This window comes from Micromonospora sp. NPDC005197 (assembly GCF_040608295.1).
GTDB lineage: Bacteria > Actinomycetota > Actinomycetes > Mycobacteriales > Micromonosporaceae > Micromonospora.
Window position 1 is genome coordinate 1 of the sequence record NZ_JBEXHY010000074.1, and the last position, 14273, is coordinate 14273.

Annotated in this window: 15 protein-coding genes; 8 read left to right on the forward strand and 7 right to left on the reverse strand. The window is 73.0% G+C overall.

The features are described from left to right. The 5 genes from ureG to ABZU46_RS21705 form a co-directional block, all read right to left on the reverse strand. A partial coding sequence (gene ureG, locus ABZU46_RS21685; protein WP_354860569.1) for an urease accessory protein UreG occupies nt 1–629 on the reverse strand: 629 nt, incomplete at its 3' end. Nucleotides 630–720: 91 nt separating this feature from the next. Next, nucleotides 721–1527 carry an urease accessory UreF family protein gene (locus tag ABZU46_RS21690; protein WP_354860528.1) on the reverse strand — a complete coding sequence of 269 codons (807 nt, stop codon included), beginning with the start codon at nt 1525–1527 and terminating at the stop codon, nt 721–723. Then, nucleotides 1527–3230 (reverse strand): urease subunit alpha, encoded by a 1704-nt coding sequence (locus ABZU46_RS21695; RefSeq protein WP_354860530.1) that lies wholly within the window; start codon nt 3228–3230, stop codon nt 1527–1529. Before ABZU46_RS21695 ends, ABZU46_RS21690 begins: the two co-directional genes overlap by 1 nt. Next, nucleotides 3227–3637, reverse strand: a complete 411-nt coding sequence (locus ABZU46_RS21700; protein WP_354860531.1) for an urease subunit beta — start codon at nt 3635–3637, stop codon at nt 3227–3229. The genes ABZU46_RS21695 and ABZU46_RS21700 overlap by 4 nt, the downstream gene beginning before the upstream one ends. Continuing rightward, a complete protein-coding gene (locus ABZU46_RS21705) occupies nt 3634–3936 on the reverse strand; it encodes an urease subunit gamma (RefSeq protein ID WP_354860532.1) in 303 nt (100 codons plus the stop codon). The genes ABZU46_RS21700 and ABZU46_RS21705 overlap by 4 nt, the downstream gene beginning before the upstream one ends. A gap of 422 nt (nt 3937–4358) precedes the next feature. Between ABZU46_RS21705 and ABZU46_RS21710 the strand changes: the two genes are divergently transcribed. Both ABZU46_RS21710 and ABZU46_RS21715 read left to right on the forward strand, forming a co-directional pair. Beyond that, complete coding sequence (locus ABZU46_RS21710) at nt 4359–5171, forward strand: hypothetical protein (RefSeq protein WP_354860533.1); 813 nt, start codon at nt 4359–4361, stop codon at nt 5169–5171. Between the two features lie 65 nt (nt 5172–5236). After that, nucleotides 5237–5641: a hypothetical protein gene (locus tag ABZU46_RS21715; protein ID WP_354860535.1), complete on the forward strand. Its 405-nt coding sequence runs from the start codon at nt 5237–5239 to the stop codon at nt 5639–5641. A gap of 35 nt (nt 5642–5676) precedes the next feature. Here the strand turns inward: ABZU46_RS21715 and ABZU46_RS21720 are convergent, their stop codons facing one another. Both ABZU46_RS21720 and ABZU46_RS21725 read right to left on the reverse strand, forming a co-directional pair. Next, the gene (locus ABZU46_RS21720; protein WP_354860537.1) at nt 5677–6729 is read right to left on the reverse strand and encodes a hypothetical protein; all 1053 of its coding nucleotides are present in this window, start codon (nt 6727–6729) and stop codon (nt 5677–5679) included. A gap of 497 nt (nt 6730–7226) precedes the next feature. Further along, the gene (locus ABZU46_RS21725) at nt 7227–8414 is read right to left on the reverse strand and encodes an LLM class flavin-dependent oxidoreductase (protein WP_354860538.1); all 1188 of its coding nucleotides are present in this window, start codon (nt 8412–8414) and stop codon (nt 7227–7229) included. 191 nt (nt 8415–8605) lie between these two features. Here ABZU46_RS21725 and ABZU46_RS21730 point away from each other — a divergent pair, with 191 nt between their 5' ends. From ABZU46_RS21730 to ABZU46_RS21755, 6 genes are read left to right on the forward strand one after another with little or no spacing between them, the layout of a single operon-like run. Continuing rightward, the gene (locus tag ABZU46_RS21730) at nt 8606–9583 is read left to right on the forward strand and encodes an aliphatic sulfonate ABC transporter substrate-binding protein (RefSeq protein WP_354860540.1); all 978 of its coding nucleotides are present in this window, start codon (nt 8606–8608) and stop codon (nt 9581–9583) included. Beyond that, nucleotides 9580–10413: an ABC transporter permease subunit gene (locus tag ABZU46_RS21735; RefSeq protein WP_354860542.1), complete on the forward strand. Its 834-nt coding sequence runs from the start codon at nt 9580–9582 to the stop codon at nt 10411–10413. The genes ABZU46_RS21730 and ABZU46_RS21735 overlap by 4 nt, the downstream gene beginning before the upstream one ends. Continuing rightward, nucleotides 10386–11117 carry an ABC transporter ATP-binding protein gene (locus ABZU46_RS21740; RefSeq protein ID WP_354860543.1) on the forward strand — a complete coding sequence of 244 codons (732 nt, stop codon included), beginning with the start codon at nt 10386–10388 and terminating at the stop codon, nt 11115–11117. The genes ABZU46_RS21735 and ABZU46_RS21740 overlap by 28 nt, the downstream gene beginning before the upstream one ends. 15 nt (nt 11118–11132) lie before the next feature. Then, on the forward strand, nt 11133–12539 hold the full coding sequence (locus ABZU46_RS21745) for a selenium-binding family protein (protein ID WP_354860544.1): 1407 nt from the start codon (nt 11133–11135) through the stop codon (nt 12537–12539). Beyond that, nucleotides 12536–13165 carry a hypothetical protein gene (locus tag ABZU46_RS21750; RefSeq protein ID WP_354860546.1) on the forward strand — a complete coding sequence of 210 codons (630 nt, stop codon included), beginning with the start codon at nt 12536–12538 and terminating at the stop codon, nt 13163–13165. The genes ABZU46_RS21745 and ABZU46_RS21750 overlap by 4 nt, the downstream gene beginning before the upstream one ends. A 43-nt stretch (nt 13166–13208) precedes the next feature. Further along, nucleotides 13209–14225 (forward strand): methyltransferase, encoded by a 1017-nt coding sequence (locus ABZU46_RS21755; protein ID WP_354860548.1) that lies wholly within the window; start codon nt 13209–13211, stop codon nt 14223–14225. Nucleotides 14226–14273 lie beyond the last annotated feature (48 nt).

The following is a 14273-nucleotide window of genomic DNA, read 5'->3' on the forward strand; positions in this document are numbered from 1 at the left end:
CCAGTGCACGGCGAGCGCCGTCTTGGGGGGCCCCCCCCCCCCCCCGCCGGGCCCCCGACGATCGACAGGAAGACGGTCGGGAGGTCGCCGCGCCGGGCCCGCGCGTCCCGGTCCATCACCGCGAGGTCGGCGCCCACCATGGGCGCCAGGTCGGTCTTGTTGATCACGAGGAGGTCGGCGGACGTGACCCCGGGCCCGCCCTTGCGCGGCACCTTGTCCCCGCCGGCCACGTCGACCACGAAGATCTGCCGGTCGACCAGGCCCCGGCTGAACGTGGCGGTGAGGTTGTCGCCGCCGCTCTCCACCAGCACCAGGTCCAGCGGACCGAGCGCCTCGGCCAGTTCGTCCACGGCGTCGAGGTTGGCGCCGATGTCGTCGCGGATGGCGGTGTGGGGGCAGCAGCCGGTCTCCACGGCGCGGATCCGGGCCGGGTCCAGGACGCCGGCCCGCTTGAGGAAGTCGGCGTCCTCGGTGGTGTAGATGTCGTTGGTCACCACGCCGAGCCGCAACTCGTCGGCGAACGCCCGGCACAGGGCGGCCACCAGCGCGGTCTTACCGGACCCGACCGGCCCGCCGATGCCGACCCGCAGCGCTCGGCCCGAGGGTGCCAGCTGCGGGTGCGGGTCCACCCCCGGCTCGGGATGGGTGTGCGGAACGGTCTCGTCGTGCGGCGGCCCGGCAGCGGGTGCAGCGGCGGGTACATCGGTCGGCTCAACAATGTCAGGACGCAAAGAGACGCACCTCCCAGGTGGCGTGGACTTCGGCAGAGATGTCGGCGAGCGGGGCGGCGGCGGCCGGCAGCCGCTCGGGTGGGTCGTCGGCGGCACGGGCCGCGTCGGCGGCTGTGCCGTCGCAGAGGTCGACGAGGCCGACCAGCAGGGCCTGGACCTGGTACGGGTCGAGGCCGAGCAGACGTACGCCGGCACTGGCCGCACCGGTCACCGTCCCGTACGCGGCGACCGTTGCGGTCTCGGTGCGGCTCAACCCGGCGGCGGCGCAGAGCAGCCCGAGCACCAGCGGCTGGTGCGCTCCCCCGGGTGTGGCGGGCAGGTCACCGAACGGCGCCTGCGGCCAGATGGCCCGTCCGGCGCGCAGCAGCGCCCGTCCCTGGCGGCGGGACACCGCGCGCAGCGCCGGGGCGGCGGTCCGGGCGTCCAGCTCCGCGTCGAGCCGGGCCAGGGCGTCGGACCGCCCGCCGGAACCGGCCGGCGCACCCGACCGCGCGGCCAAAGCGGCCGGCGCAGCCGGCCGCCCGGCGGGATGGCCGCGTCCGAGCGACCGTGCGGTGGCCCGGGCTGGTTCGGTTGCGGTGCCGCAGGCTGGCAGCGCCACCCGGTGTGCCGCCGCCGCGAACGCCGCGCCGACCAGCCCGGCGGTGGTCAGCCGGCCGACCAGGAACGACTCCAACGAGGCCAGGTCGCTGACCCGGCCGGCGGCGACGGCCGCCTCCAGGCCGCCGGAGTGCGCGTGCGCGCCGGCCGGGAAGCGCCCGTCGGCCAGCAGCAGGAGCAGGCTCGACGTCGCCATCAGAACAGGAAGTACCGCTGGGCCATCGGCAGGTGGGGCACCGGGTCCGGCTCCACCACCTCGCCGTCGATCCGCACGGTGAAGGTGTCCGGGTCCACCTCGATGTGCGGCATCGCGTTGTTCTCCGGCAGGTCGGCCTTGCCCCGGGACCGCACGTCGGCGACCGGCACGACCCGCCGCCGCACGTCCAGGCGCAGTCCGGCGTCCAGGGCCGCCGGCGCGACGAACGTCAGACTGGTGGCGGCCGCCGCGGCCCCGTACGCCCCGAACATCGGGCGCGGCAGCATCGGCTGCGGGGTGGGGATCGACGCGTTGGCGTCACCCATCTGGGCGTACGCGATCATGCCGCCCTTGAGCACGAGGTGCGGTCGTACGCCGAAGAACGCCGGGTCCCAGAGCACCAGGTCGGCGAGCTTGCCCGGCTCGACCGAGCCGATCTCCCGTTCCAGCCCGTTGGCCATCGCCGCGCAGATGGTGTACTTCGCCACGTACCGTCGCGCGCGGTGGTTGTCGGCCGCGCCGTCGCCCGGCAGCGCGCCCACCCGCTCCTTCATGACGTGGGCGCTCTGCCAGGTCCGCAGGATCACCTCGCCGACCCGGCCCATCGCCTGCGCGTCGGACCCGATGATGGAGATCGCGCCGAGGTCGTGCAGCAGGTCCTCGGCGGCCATGGTGGACGGTCGGATCCGGCTCTCGGCGAAGGCCAGGTCCTCCGGCACGGACGGGTTGAGATGGTGGCAGACCATCAGCATGTCCAGGTGCTCGGCGAGGGTGTTGCGGGTGTACGGGCGGGTCGGGTTGGTCGACGACGGCAGCACGTTCGGCTCGCTGGCCACCGTGATGATGTCCGGCGCGTGCCCGCCTCCCGCTCCCTCGGTGTGGTACGAGTGGATCGCCCGCCCGCCGATCGCGCGCAGCGTGTCGGCCACGAATCCCGCCTCGTTGAGGGTGTCGGTGTGGATCGACACCTGGACCCCGGAGGCGTCCGCCACCCGCAGGCAGGCGTCGATCGCCGCCGGGGTGGTGCCCCAGTCCTCGTGCAGCTTGAAACCGCCCGCGCCGGCCCGAAGCTGCTCCCACAGCGCCTCTTGCGAGACGGTGTTGCCCTTGCCGAGCAGCAGCACGTTGACCGGCAGCGTGTCCAGCGCCTCGTGCATCCGGGCCAGGTGCCAGGCGTTGGGCGTGACCGTCGTGGCCCGGGTGCCCTCGGCGGGGCCCGTGCCGCCGCCGACGAGTGTGGTGACGCCGCCGGCGAGCGCCTCGGTGACGATCTGCGGGCAGATGAAGTGCACGTGGGTGTCGACGGCGCCTGCGGTGAGGATCCGGCCGTTGCCGGCGATCACCTCGGTGGCCGGGCCGATGACCAGGTCGGGGTGGACGCCGGACATGGTGTCCGGGTTGCCGGCCCGGCCGAGGGCGACGATCCGCCCGTCGCGCAGCCCCACGTCGGCCTTGACCACACCCCAGTGGTCGAGCACGACGGCGCCGGTGATGACGGTGTCGAGGGCTCCTTCGGCGCGGGTGGCCCGCGACTGCCCCATCGACTCGCGGATCACCTTCCCACCGCCGAAGACGGCCTCGTCGCCGCCGACGCAGTGGTCGGTCTCCACCTCGATCAGCAGGCTCGTGTCGGCCAGCCGGATGCGGTCACCGGTGGTGGGTCCGTACAGGTCGATGTAGCGGTCCCGCCGCACGGCGCTCATCGCGCCGGCCTGTTGCTAGTCGGCGCCTCGCTCGTCGGCGCCTCATTTGTCGGCGCGTCTGTCGTCGGCGCGTCTGTGGTCGGCGCGGCCGGGAACGCCTCGTCCAGCGGCCCGGCGCACTCCCCGCGCAGGCCCGGCACGACGCGCGCGCCGCCGAGCGGGACCAGGTCCACGCTGCGGCTCACGCCCGGCTCGAAACGGACCGAGGTGCCCGCCGGTACGGCAAGGCGCTGCCCCCAGGCCGCGACCCGGTCGAAGGTCAGGGCCGGATTGGTCTCGGCGAAGTGGTAGTGCGAGCCCACCTGCACCGGCCGGTCGGCGGTGTTGACCACGACCAGGGTGGTCACCGGCCGGCCCGCGTTGATCTCGACCGGGTCGGCCGCCGGCAGGATCTCCCCCGGGATCACGGGATCGGGTGGTGCACCGTTACGAGCTTGGTGCCGTCCGGGAACGTCGCCTCCACCTGCACCTCCCTCAGCAGCTCGGGGATGCCGTCCTGGACGTCGTCGCGGCCGAGCACGCTCCGGCCGGCCGACATGAGGTCGACCACCGACCGACCGTCGCGGGCGCCTTCGAGCAGGAAGGCGGTGATCATCGCGACGGCTTCGGGGTAGTTGAGGCGCAGGCCGCGTTCGCGGCGGCGGCGGGCGACATCGGCCGCGACGTGGACGAGCAGGCGGTCCTGCTCGTGCGGGCTGAGGAACACGGGACTCTCCGGTGGGGATCGGCGTGTCCGGCTCGCCGTCGGCCCCGTACGGAGCCGCGCCGGGCAGCAGTCACCCGGGGACGAGCTGGAGTCACACGACCGCCGGAACCACCGTCGACGGGGTGGCCCGGGACTCCACCATCCCGGCCCGCGCGACGGGCATCCGGCGGTGTCCGGTCGGATGCGGACCGCACCGCCCACCGCTTGAGCAGACCGTAGAGGATTGTCACCGGCAGGGGCAACAGTCCGTTCGGGATCAGCGGTGACGCCGCGGCCCGTCGGATAGCCGACTCGCCCCCCGCACATGCTCGCGGTGTGCGGCGCCTGGCGCACGAGCGCGTCGATGGGATCATGACAGGGCGGGTCCGTCCCGTCGTCCCGCCCGCTCCCGCGCAGTCGCGCGACGTCCACAGTGGAGGCACGTGTTGGGAGAGTCGGCCACGCCGTCCGCAACGAGTGGCAGCGGCAGCGGCGATCACCGGATCCGGACGCTCGCCGTGATCGGCGTGGCGGCCAACGTCCTCGGTGTGGTGACCGCGGTGGAGAGCGTGCTGCGCCGGGACGTGCTGCTGTTCGTCCTCACCCTCACCGCGGTCCTGCTGCTCGCCGGGTTCTGGCTGTGGTATCGGCGGACCCGTCTCGCGGTCGCTCTGCTGGCGCTGGGCTGCCTGCTGCTCGGCGGTGTCGTGGCGACCCAGCTCAACCGCCAGTCGACGTCGCCGCCCACCGCCGGCTCCCCGACGGGGACGTCGGCCGCCGCGCCCCCGCCAGCCACCGACCCCGCCACGCCGTCCGCGGGGCAGGCCACCCCGACCACCGGGGGTACGACGGCGACGGACCCGGACGCGCCCCGCACCCTCGTGGACCGAAACGTCGTGCTGCCCCGCGCCGCCGCGGTCGACGTCGACCAGCCCGATCAGCAGGTCGTCGCGCACCACTCGAACGGTGCGACCGATGGGCTGGACCTGTACCACGACTGGGGGCAGGTGCGCTCGGACAACATCCAGGTCGCCAACGCGCCGAACGTGTACCCGTACTCCGGCGGCAACCCCGCCCAGGCGTACGCGGGCTGCGTCGCGTCGGCCACCGGGTCGGCGCGGGACTCGTTCACGGACGGCGCCGACTTCTGTTTCCGTACCTCCGAGGGGCGGTTGGGGTTCGCCACCATCACCACCACCCGGGCGGATCAGGCGTTCGTCGTCCACGTCGTGGTGTGGGACGCCACGGGGGCCTGACGCCGGGCTGTCGACAGGTACGCGTACTCATTCCCGCGCGAGTCATTGCGGGAGATGATCGCCCGATGACGGCGATGAGGCGTACGCACGCACTGTTCGGTGCGCTGTTCCTGGCGGTGGCCACGGTCGGGGTGTGGCTGCTCTGGCTGGGCTGGGACACCGGTTACACGGTCGACGCGCGGACCGGCGCGACCAGCGGCCCGTACGAGCCGTGGCAGGTGATCGGCTGCGTGCTGACGCTCGTGCTGCTGGCCGCCCTGGCCGCGTGGCGACTCAGCCCGTGGCTGGTGGCCCCCGTGATGACTGTCGCCTTCACCGCTGCCTGGTCACGCCAGGCCGCGTCGCGCGACGACAGCGGACTGTGGGTCGTCGGGGCGGTCCTGGTGCTGGTCGGGATGGCGGTGGGCAGTACGGCGGTGAGCCTCGCCGCACGCCGGGTCGCCCGTGGTCGGGCCGGCCGATCCGACTAGGACGTGTCCTGTCGACCACGCACCGACTCGTCGGTTCAGTGCCGGTGGGTGAACGCGCGCCCGGCCACCGCGAACAACGACACGCTGATCGTGGCGACGAACACCCGCATCGTCGGGTCGAAGTTCAGCGCCGAGCCGAGGTCACGGGAGATGTGCACGCCGACGAAGGTCGGCACGGCGCTCCACACCGTGACCGCGAGCAGCAGCAGGGCGACGCTGGCGATGACGGCGGCGAGCAGGCACTGGCGCACGTACCGAGCGGACCGCCTGCCGCGTACCCACAGCCGGGCGATCGCCGACGTCGGTGGCCGACGCCAGCTCCCGTGCCGTACCCAGCTCTCCTCGTGGTCGTCGAGGGAGTAGCGGTTGACGATCGCCTGGATGAGCAGGTAGGTGCGCAGGAGCAGGTAGACCTTCGATGGAGCGCCGAACGCGCACCACCGTTGCAGCTCCCGGGTCTCGGCGCGGATCCGGCCGGCCCAGGCACGCAACTGCCGGTCGGTGACGTCGACACCCGTCCGGTTGACGCGGTGCCACGCGAACTCGAACGTGGTGGCGGCGCGGTCCAGGGCCTCCACGGCACGACGCCGGTCCTCTGTTGCCGGATTCAACTCGACCCAGTCGGCAAACTCCAGGAGAGCGGCGATCAGGGCCACGTCGGGACGGGTCCAGTGGTCCCGCTCGATGCGCCACTCCCGCACGATCGGCCACAGCGCGACGAAGAGCAGCCCAGCACCCGCGAACGCGAGCCCTACCAGGACGTCGTACCAGCGAGTCCCGTGGATCGTCGGGACGGTCGACACCGCGACGCACGCCGCGGCCACGGCGCCCCCGACGACGGCCACGCCGCGACACTGGATGGCGAGGCGCGAGACGACCAGCGCGACGATGAACCCGAACAGCAGGCTCGTGGCGAAGGCCACCAGCCGGTGAGCCAATGGCCCACCGACGATGCCGAACGCCGCGACGGCGGCCACCACCGCGCCGAACAGGAGCGGTAGCAGTCCTGGCGTCCACAGTGAGCGCAGCGCGCAGTGCCGCCAGGCCAGTGCGAGCTCGGCGGCTCGTACCGTGGGGACCACCGACACTGGATCATCGTCGACGTGATCCCAGAATGTGTCGTAGCCGACGGCAAAACCGTGCAGCCTGTGCCCACGCTCCCTCTTGTGGTTGGACAGCGTCGTCGCGCTGATTTGTTCCCCTCGGGTGACCCACCACGGCACCGCATCCGGCTTGTCGGCGACATCTACCGCGTCGACCGGGTTGCCGGCGTCCGACCAATCGACGTCGGCCCGCGTGCTGTCAGGCTCTTCGTCACCGAACAGTAGGTCCTCATCAGCGGGTGGTTCAGACCACCGACGTTGATACGGCGGGCGTTCGTCCGCGACCTCGACCAGGTCGTCGTCGAACACGTCCGCCAGCCGCGACCGCGCGCGTCGCGGCAGCGGCGGGTCTACAGGTGCGGGCGCGTCGGCTGCCCATTCGTCCACGCGATCACCACCAGGTCGCGGATGTGCCTCCGTCTTAGCACGCCACGACAAGCCGACGATGCCCGCCGGGGCGCCCACAACCGCGGGTGGGCCGGTCAGCGGGCCACCGCGGGCTCCGGCGCCGAGCGGGGTGTCGACGTCCCGGCGAAGGGGATGTCGACGTCGTCCGCCGGACCTGGCTGGCCGTCGGGGTGCCGCCACAGTCCGCGCTCGCGCAGGATCGGCAGGACGCCCTCGCCGAACCAGTACGCCTCCTCCAGGTGCGGATAGCCGGAGAGGATGAACTCGTCGATGCCGAGCGCGTGGTACTCGGCGATCCGGTCGGCGATCTCGCTGTGACTGCCGACGAGCGCCGTGCCCGCGCCGCCCCGGACCAGTCCGACGCCGGCCCACAGGTTGGGTGAGACCTCCAGGCTGTCGCGGGAGCCGCCGTGCAGGTCGAGCATCCGGCGCTGCCCCTCGGACTCACTGCGGCGTAGCCCGTCCTGCACGGCCCGGATGTCGGCCTCGGCGATGCCGTTGAGCAGGCGGCGGGCCTGTGCCCACGCCTCGTCGGCGGTGTCCCGGGCGATGACGTGCAGCCGGATGCCGAACCGCAGCTCCCGGCCGGCGTCGGCGGCCAGCGCCCGCACCCGGCCCAGTTTGTCGGCGACCTGGGCCGGCGGCTCGCCCCAGGTGAGGTAGACGTCGCTGTGGCGTACCGCCACCGGCAGGGCGGCGGCGGACGAGCCACCGAAGTAGACCGGCGGCGCCGGGTCGGGCAGCCGGTGCAGCCGCGCCTGCTCGACGCGCAGGTGCGCGCCGTGGTGGTCGACCGTCTCACCTCGCCACAGCGCGCGGACGACGTGCAGGAACTCGTCGGCCCGCGCGTACCGGGCGTCCTTGTCCAGGAAGTCGCCGTACGCCCGCTGTTCCTGCGACTCGCCGCCGGTGACCACGTTGAGCAGCAGGCGGCCCCGGGACAGCCGCTGGAACGTCGAGGCCATCTGGGCGGCGAGGGTGGGTGAGGTCAGGCCGGGCCGGAAGGCCACCAGGAACCTGAGGCGTTCGGTGACCTCGGTGAGCATCGCCGTGGACAGCCAGGCGTCCTCGCACCACGCGCCGGTCGGGGTGAGCGCGCCGACGAAGCCGAGCTGCTCGGCGCTGCGGGCGATCTGCCCGAGGTACGCCACGCTGGCCGGGCGGGCGCCACCGGCGGCTCCGGTCGGTACGCCGTGGCCGCCGCCGACGATGTCGCGACTGTCGCCGTTGGTGGGCAGGAACCAGTGGAAGGTGAGGGTCATCGGGGCTCTTTCCTCCAGTGCGCGGCGGAGCGGGTGCGGGCGGCGCGCGCGGTGAGGCGGCACCTCCTGAGGGGTGGGACGATCCCGCCGACAGCCTACCCATAAAACCTATCGGGTTAGTAGGCTACCGCCCACGGTCACCCACGCCGGTCGATGCGGCCCGGCACACCTGCCCGACCCAAGGAGCCGCCATGCGCACCCCCTCGACGAGTCATCCCCCGCGTCGCCGTCTGCTGACGGCCGCGTTCACCGCCGTGGTCCTGCTCGCCACGGCCGGCGTGAGCGCCTGCGGCGGGCCCGCCGACGCCGGAGGCAACGCCGGCAAGCTACGGGTGGGCTACCAGCGTTTCGGAGGGCTCAGCCTGGTCAAGGCCCGCGGTGGCACCCCGGGCGTCGAGTGGTCGCTGTTCGAGAGCGGGCCGGCGCTCACCGAGGCGCTCAAGGCCGGGTCGATCGACATCGGACAGGTCGGCGAGGCGCCACCCGTCTTCGCCGCCGCCGGAAAGATCCCGTTCTCCATCATCGGCACCTCGGCGCCGATCCCGCAGGGCGAGGCCGTGCTGGTCAAGGCCGACAGCGGCTACCGCAGCTTCGCCGACATCAAGGGCAGGACGATCGCCCTCAACAAGGGCTCCAACGTGCACTGGCTGCTGGTCCGGCTGCTGCAGGCCAACAAGATGACGTTGAACGACATCAAGGTCACGTACCTCAAGCCGGCCGAGGGGCGGCCCGCGTTCGACAGCGGGCAGGTCGACGCCTGGGTGATCTGGGACCCGTACTTCGCGCTGGCCGAGCAGCCGGGCGTCCGGGTGCTCGCCGACGCGACCGGCCTGGCCAGCAACCGCGAGTACGTGCTGGCCGCCCCCGACGCGGTCGCCCAGCGCTCGGACGACATCCGGGCGTTCCTGCAGCGCTACCGCGAGGTGACCGACTGGGGCATCGCGAACCCGCAGGAGCGGGCCAGCACGCTGGCGCCGGAGCTGAAGATCCCGCAGGACGTCACCAGCCGCGCCCTGGACCGCAGCGCCAAGCCGCTCGCCCCGATCACCCCGGCCATCGGCGACGAACTCCAGGCGATCACCGACAGCTTCATCGCGCTGGACCTCATACCGGGCCCGGTCGACATCAGGAGCCGGCTGGACGACCGCTTCAGCGCGGTGTTCCAGTGAGCCGTACACCTCTGCTGGAAACGCCGCCCGAAGCCGCGGCCGTCGCGCCGCCCGACCCCGGGCGCCCCCGGTCGACCCGGCGGTGGCGGCGGCTGGTCAGCCCGGTCGTGCTGGTGCTGGGCTGGGAACTGGCCGCCCGGACCGGGGTGCTGGCGCCGGAGAAGCTGCCCGCGCCGAGCGACGTGCTGGCCACCGGCTGGCGACTGTCCCGCGACGGAACGCTCGCCGTCCACCTCGTGGACTCCCTCACCCGGGCCGGAGCGGGGCTGCTCATCGGCGGCGTCCTGGCGCTGGTCCTGGGCACGGTGGCCGGGCTGCTGCGACTCGGCGACGACCTGGTCGACCCGCCGGTGCAGATGGCCCGGATGCTGCCCCACCTGGGCCTCGTGCCGCTGCTGATCATCTGGGTCGGCATCGGCGAGTCGCTGAAGATCAGCCTGGTGGCCCTGGGCGCGTTCTTCCCCATCTACTTCAACACCTACGCCGGCATCCGGGACATCGACGAACGGTTGGTGGAGGCGGCCCGCGCCTGCGGGCTCGGGCAGGCCGCCCGGCTGCGCCACGTGGTGCTGCCCGGCGCGCTGCCGTCGCTCTTTCTCGGCCTGCGCCTCGCGATCGGGGCGGCCTGGCTCAGCCTCGTCGTCGGCGAGCAGGTCAACGCCCAGACCGGCATCGGCTTCCTGATGATGGAGGCGCGGGAGTTCAGCCAGACCGACGTCGTGGTCCTCGGCCTGCTCGTCTACGCGCTGCTCGGGCTGATATCCGACCTTGCCCTGCGCGTTGCGGAGAGGAGGATGTTGACATGGCGACGCGGACTGCGGGCCACCTGATCGGCGCGACCCCGGTGCTGACCGCCCACGCGATCCGCCGGTCCTTCGGGCCGACGGTCGTGCTGGCCGGGGTCGACCTGACCATCGCGCGGGGCGAGGTGGTGGCCCTGCTCGGCGGCAGCGGCTCGGGCAAGAGCACCCTCCTGCGCATCCTCGCCGGCCTGGACGGCGACGCCAGCGGCGACACCGTCGTACACGGCACCGCCGCCGTGGTCTTCCAGGAACACCGGCTGCTGCCCTGGAAGCGGGTGGCGGCCAACGTCGGGCTCGGCCTGTCCGGCCCGGACACCGCCGGTCGGATCGAGCGGGCGTTGCGCGAGGTCGGGCTGGCCGAGCGGCACCGGGCCTGGCCAGCCGAGCTGTCCGGCGGGCAGGCGCAGCGGGTGGCCGTCGCGCGCGCCCTGGTCCGCGAACCGGACCTGCTGCTACTCGACGAACCGTTCGGGGCCCTCGACGCGCTCACCCGGCTGCGGATGCAGGTGCTGCTGCGCCGGCTACGCGCCGAGCACGGCTTCGCCGCCCTGCTGGTCACCCACGACGTGGAGGAGGCGCTCCTGCTGGCCGACCGGATCCTGCTCCTCGACGACTGCCGCATCGCCGCGGAACTGCCCGTCGACCTGACACCCACCCGTACGCCGGACGACCCGGGCTTCGGCGCGCTGCGCCGCCACCTGCTCGACCGACTCGGCGTTCCCACCACCTGAGGAAGCGGAGACCCGATGACCCGCTGGACCCCCGACCCCACCTTCTACCCGTCACCCCGCGAGGCGGCGACCGCTCCGGCGGAGAAGCTCGCCTACGTGGCGGCCTTCGACCGTACGGCCAGCCGCCCGGACGCCATCGCGGTGCTGGACACCGATCCCGACTCCCCCGACTACGGCCGGGTCGTCGGCTGGACCGACCTGCCGTACGTCGGCGACGAGGTGCACCACTTCGGGTGGAACGCGTGCAGCAGCGCGCTCTGCCCGACCGCCCCGCACCCGCACGTCGAGCGGCGCTACCTGATCGTGCCCGGCCTGCGCTCGTCGCGGATCCACGTTCTCGACACGCAGCCCGACCCGCGCCAGCCGCAGGTCGTCAAGGTGATCGGGCCGGAGGAGCTGGCGAAGCGGGCCGGCTACTCCCGGCCGCACACCGTGCACTGCGGCCCGGACGGCATCTACCTCTCCGCCCTCGGCGGCGCGGACGGCGAGGAGGGTCCGGGTGGCATCGCCATCCTCGACCACACCACGTTCGACGTCCGCGGGGCGTGGGAGGCCGACCGGGGGCCGCAGTTCCTGGCGTACGACGTGTGGTGGCACCTCACCCAGGACGTGCTGGTCACCAGTGAGTGGGGCACCCCGTCCATGATCGAGGACGGGATCATCGGTGAGCTGCTGCTGGGCCGGCGCTACGGCCATGCCATCCACTTCTGGGACCTCGCGAAACGCCGGCACGTGCAGCGGGTCGACCTGGGTGATCAGTACCAGATGCCGCTGGAGTTGCGCCCGGCGCACGATCCGACGAAGTCGTACGGGTTCGTCGGGGTGGTGATCAGCGTCGAGGACCTGTCCGCCTCAGTCTGGCTGTGGCACCGCGACGGGGACTCCTGGGCGGTCACCAAGGTGATCGACATCCCGGCCGAGCCGGCCGACCCGGCGGATCTGCCCGACCTGCTCAAGCCGTTCGGCGCGGTGCCGCCGCTGGTGACCGACATCGACCTGTCGGTGGACGACCGGTTCCTCTACGTCTCCTGCTGGGGCACGGGTGAGTTGCGCCAGTACGACGTCACCGACCCGCTGCACCCGGTGCAGACGGGCTCGGTGCACCTCGGCGGGATCGTCCGCCGGACCGCGCACCCGTCCGCACCGGACGAGGCCCTCGCGGGTGGGCCGCAGATGGTGGAGGTGAGCCGGGACGGGCGGCGGGTGTACGTCAGCAACTCGCTCTACGGCGCGTGGGACGACCAGTTCTATCCCGACGGGGTGGGCGCCTGGCTGGCCAAGCTCGACGTCGACGTCGAGGGCGGCGGGCTCACACCCGACGAGCGGTTCTTCCCGCACGGCGAGGAGTTCCGAGGGCTGCGGGTGCACCAGACCCGGTTGCAGGGCGGGGACGCGTCCTCCGACTCGTACTGCTTCCCGTGACCCTCGGGACCCTGGCGACGCTGGCGGCGCTCGGCGCGTTCCACGGTCTGAACCCGGCGATGGGGTGGCTGTTCGCGGTGGCCCGGGGCCTGCAGGAGCGCAGCCAGGCGGCGCTGCTGCGCGCCCTGCCGCCGATCGCGGCGGGGCATCTCGCCTCGGTGGCGATCGTCGCCGCCCTGGTCACCGCGACCAGGTCGGTGACGGCGAGCACGGCCCTGGCGGTGGTCGGCGGCGTGCTGCTGGTCGGCTTCGGGCTGTGGCGGTTGCTCTCCGAGCGGCACTTTCGCTGGGCGGGGATGCGGCTGTCCGCGGCACAGCTCGCCGGCTGGTCGTTCCTCATGTCGTCGGCGCACGGCGCGGGGCTGATGCTGCTGCCGGTGCTGGTCGCCGAGCCGGTGCCCGGAGGTCACTCCGGGCACCTGGCCGCCGCGCCGGTCGGTGCGCTGCCCGGGTTGGCCGCGGCGGGCGTGCACACCGTGGCGATGCTCGGCACCGCCCTGGTCGTGGCGATGCTGGTCTACCAGGTGCTCGGGGTCGGGGTGCTGCGTCGGGCGTGGTTCAACGTCGATCGGCTCTGGGCCGGCGTGCTGGTGGCCGCCGGGCTGGTCACCCTACTGCGGGCGTAGACCGCCCATCGTGGACGGTCGAGATCTGTGATCTCATGTCGCCATGGTCACTCCGACTCCCCTCATGCAGCTGGTGGCCGGTGTGTGGGGGTTCAAGACCCTCGCGGCCGGCGTCGACCTCGGTCTGTTCACCCGGCTCGCCGGTGGGCGGACGATGACCGTCGAGCAGGCCGCGGCCGAGTTCGGGCTGCCGGACCGGCCGGCGGACCTGCTGCTCGCCGCGTGCGCCTCGCTCGGCCTGTTGGAGAAGGCCGGCGACGGCTACCGCAACTCCGAGTTGGCCGAGCAGTTCCTGGTCGAGGGTCGCCCCTACTATTTCGGCGCCCAGATCCGCTACTCCGACCTGCGCACCTACCTGCCGTGGCACCGCATCGGCGAGGCGCTGCGCACCGATCGACCGTTGACCTGGGACCCCGAGTCTCAACAGTCCATGTTCGACACCGCTGACCCGGAGATGCTGGCGCAGTTCTGGGACGCGATGTATTCGACGTCGAGCTTCACGGCGACCGCGCTGGCCGACGCGTACGACTTCTCCGCGTACCGCCGACTGCTCGACGTGGGCGGCGGGGCCGGCGCGTTCCCGATCGAGTTCTGCCGCCGCCTGCCCGAGCTGCGGGCGACCGTCCTGGACCTGCCGCACGTCTGCGTACGGGCGCGGGAGCGGATAGCGGAGGCCGGTCTGACCGGTCGGATCGACGCGGTGCCCGGCGACTTCCTCGCCGATCCCGCGTTGCCGGGTGGGCACGACGTCATCCTGCTCAGCATGATCCTGCATGACTGGGACGAGCCGACGAACCGGGCACTGCTGGCCCGCTGTCACGCGGCGCTGCCGCCCGGCGGCGCCATCGTCGTCTGCGAACTGCTGCTCAACGACGAGCGCACCGGGCCACCGGAGGCGGCTCTGATGGGCATGAACATGTTGGTCGAGACCGAGGGCGGCCGGAACTACTCGGCCGCCGAGTACGGCGCGTGGCTCAGCGACGCCGGGTTCGTCGACGTCCGTACCGTGCCGTTCGATGCCCCCGGCGCCAACGGCGCGGTCGTGGCCCGCCGGCCCTGAACAGCCGACGGCACCCGACCCCGGAGAGGGTCGGGTGCCGCAGCGTCA

Bases quoted from the DNA above. Each gene is read 5' to 3' on its own strand.
- ABZU46_RS21690 (WP_354860528.1), bottom strand. From the start codon at position 1,527: ATGGCGACGTCGAGCCTGCTCCTGCTGCTGGCCGACGGGCGCTTCCCG.
- ABZU46_RS21725 (WP_354860538.1), bottom strand. From the start codon at position 8,414: ATGACCCTCACCTTCCACTGGTTCCTGCCCACCAACGGCGACAGTCGC.
- ABZU46_RS21695 (WP_354860530.1), bottom strand. From the start codon at position 3,230: ATGAGCGCCGTGCGGCGGGACCGCTACATCGACCTGTACGGACCCACC.
- ABZU46_RS21755 (WP_354860548.1), top strand. From the start codon at position 13,209: ATGGTCACTCCGACTCCCCTCATGCAGCTGGTGGCCGGTGTGTGGGGG.
- ABZU46_RS21740 (WP_354860543.1), top strand. From the start codon at position 10,386: ATGGCGACGCGGACTGCGGGCCACCTGATCGGCGCGACCCCGGTGCTG.
- ABZU46_RS21745 (WP_354860544.1), top strand. From the start codon at position 11,133: ATGACCCGCTGGACCCCCGACCCCACCTTCTACCCGTCACCCCGCGAG.
- ABZU46_RS21730 (WP_354860540.1), top strand. From the start codon at position 8,606: ATGCGCACCCCCTCGACGAGTCATCCCCCGCGTCGCCGTCTGCTGACG.
- ABZU46_RS21715 (WP_354860535.1), top strand. From the start codon at position 5,237: ATGACGGCGATGAGGCGTACGCACGCACTGTTCGGTGCGCTGTTCCTG.